2 protein-coding genes and 2 pseudogenes are annotated in these 2,542 nt (G+C 57.2%); all 4 read right to left on the reverse strand.

The genetic code is table 11. The features are described 5' to 3' along the window. Positions 1–448, reverse strand: a 448-nt coding sequence (locus MDHKLMBL_RS20630; protein ID WP_146083445.1) for an MBL fold metallo-hydrolase, incomplete at its 3' end; no start/stop codon positions are given. Further along, positions 445–1,338 carry a ribose-phosphate diphosphokinase gene (locus MDHKLMBL_RS20635; protein ID WP_104272566.1) on the reverse strand — a complete coding sequence of 298 codons (894 nt, stop codon included), beginning with the start codon at positions 1,336–1,338 and terminating at the stop codon, positions 445–447. The genes MDHKLMBL_RS20635 and MDHKLMBL_RS20630, both read right to left, overlap by 4 nt. 83 nt (positions 1,339–1,421) lie before the next feature. Continuing rightward, a pseudogene (locus tag MDHKLMBL_RS21445) lies at positions 1,422–1,751 on the reverse strand (thymidine phosphorylase); the annotation flags it as partial. Further along, positions 1,693–2,542, reverse strand: a pseudogene (locus MDHKLMBL_RS20640) (thymidine phosphorylase); the annotation flags it as partial. The pseudogenes MDHKLMBL_RS21445 and MDHKLMBL_RS20640, both read right to left, overlap by 59 nt.

Raw genomic sequence — 2,542 nt, forward strand, 5'->3', positions numbered from 1 at the left:
CACCGAGCTGGATCACTTGGTGAAAGTCCACCGACTGAAACAGCTCCATGCAGGCTTCTGCATCCTCCTGATCATACAGGGGCTCCGGATTCTCATGCCTGCTCAGCTTATGGCGGCCGAGGTAATGTGCCTCCTCTTCCTGAAGATGGCCGCTATCGGCCAGCAATATGCTGCATAGCTCTCGGGTGGCATGATGGGTATAAACCGCCCCCCGGAAGCCCTGCTTGTACAACACGGGGATGTAGCCTGAATGATCCAGATGGGCATGGGTCAGAAGCACGGCATCCAGCGAGGCAATATCGAGCGGCAACGGTTGCCGGTTGCGCTTTCTCAGCCACTTGTACCCCTGAAACAGGCCGCAATCGACCAATACACGTGTCTGGCCGGTTTCAACCAGGAACTTGGAGCCGGTCACGGTTTCCGTGCCACCCAGAAATGTAATGTTCATCGGCGCTCACCCTCCACCTGATTGAGAAAATGCCTGACCGGCGGCACCAGCAACTCGCTGACATCGATCTCATTGCTGCTGTGTGGAACCGTGTTGGTGGTCACCAGCGTCTGCAGGCCGGTACCCAGAAGGTAGGTGTCCGAGGCCTCCGCAAAAATGCCATGCACCGCCGCACACAGGATGGCCTCCGTGCCTTGCGCCTTAAGTGCCCTGACACACTCGCCAATGGTGCGTCCGCTGGAAATAACGTCATCAATGATGACGGCTTTCCGGCCGTTATACGCCGAGATATCCGGCAAGGTGACTTCAACGCGCCGGTCACCCAGACGCTGCTTGGTGCCAATGACATAAGGATGGTTACTGGCCTGCGCGATACTTGATACCCATTGCTCACTTTCCGCGTCCGGACCTACCAGCAACAGACCGTTTTGCCCCCGTAGCCAATCCGCCAGCGCCGGTGCTCCCTGAACAACTTGCGTGGGTATGCTGTAGATTTCGTCAAGAGACTGGTACCTGTGCAAATGTGGATCAACGGTGATCAGCCAGTCGATATGTAAAGACAAAGACTGGGCAAACACCCTGGAAGTGACCGCCTCCCCTTCTTCGAAGCGTCGATCCTGGCGCATATAGCAAAGATAGGGCGCCACCAACCCAATCGACCTGGCACCGAGTTCCCGGAGAGTTTCAAAGAGAAACAGGAGAGCAAGGTATTTGGTGTCTGGATGCGTTAGGTCGGCCAATATTACGCAGTTCGCACCTTTGACTGATGTGAGCACACGTAAGTAGGACTCACCATCAGGGAACCTCCGCACCTCCAAACTTCCCGGCTCCAGATTGAGCCGATCACAAAGTTTTTCCCGTAATGGATGGGGAGCAAGGCTGAACAACACACTTTCTTCAGTTCGTTAAACGCCAGCGCATAATCCTGCTGCCCCGGACTGTCACTGAGCAATTCATAGAGAGGCTCTCCCTTAGTGACTCTATCACCGACGGTCGCCAGTAGCCGCAGCCCTGCGGTAGAGCTGGCAGGTGCACCTGCCAGCTTGGCGACACGGGCAAGCCGACGATTGTCGATAGACACGATTGTTCCGGATTCCGAGCACAGAACTGGGCGCCTAAAACGGGCCTCACCTAAGCTCCTCTGCCCTCCCTGAGCCTCTGTTATACGCTTGAACTGCCCCCAGGCAGAGCCGTTTTGAAGTAGTCGTTCTGCTTTGACCATCCCCTCTTTCACGCCACGACCATCAGCCAGATCGAACAAATGGCCAGCCAGCATGATGGCGCGGCTCCGTAGATCCTCCATCACGGGCCTCCTCTGTCGGCCCGATCCCTGCACCAACCGGCTTGCTGCCGTCTGTCGCGATGCAGCGTACCTTCAGCCCACAGGCCGCCCCAACGCTTGTGAAAAGAGAGGCCAGCCGGTCGGCATCGCCGGGCGTTCGAACCTTGGCCGTCTCCCCCACCGGAATGTCAATCACCGCATGGGTGGAACCGGCAGCAATCTTCTTGGACAGCACCGAGGCCACGAGCTGGCCCTCACCATCAAGGTCCAGCGCTCTCTCGATGCGAATCAACAGGTCATCAGCCGGGCTGAGGTTCATCGCCCCACCCCAGGCGAGACAGGCACCGGTTTCTCTGACCACACGGCGAATCTCGTTCAGCCCAAGCCTCACATTGGTCAGCGCTTCCATGGTGTCCGCTGTTCCCGCCGGTGAGGTGATGGCACGGGAGGAGGTTTTAGGCATTACTAAGCCTGCTGCGCTGACGATCGACACAACCAGCGGCGTGGTCCGGTTGCCCGGCAGGCCTCCAACACAGTGTTTGTCGAACACACGATCCACGCCTGGCCAATCGAGCTGTTGTCCGCAATTCACCATCGCCTGGGTCAAAGCAACAATCTCATCGAAACCTAATCTGCCACCCGCACAAGCGCTCAGGAAACAGGCTATTTCGACATCGCTGTATTTGTGTGCGGAGATATCGGAGACAATGCGGGCCATCTCAGCCGGAAGCAAGCTGTGTCCGAATACTTTCCGACGAACCAGACTCAAGGATTCGATATAGGGCGCATGATGTACTGAAACCAGGTCAGAC

The sequence above is a fragment of the Marinobacter flavimaris genome (assembly GCF_002933295.1).
GTDB lineage: Bacteria > Pseudomonadota > Gammaproteobacteria > Pseudomonadales > Oleiphilaceae > Marinobacter > Marinobacter flavimaris.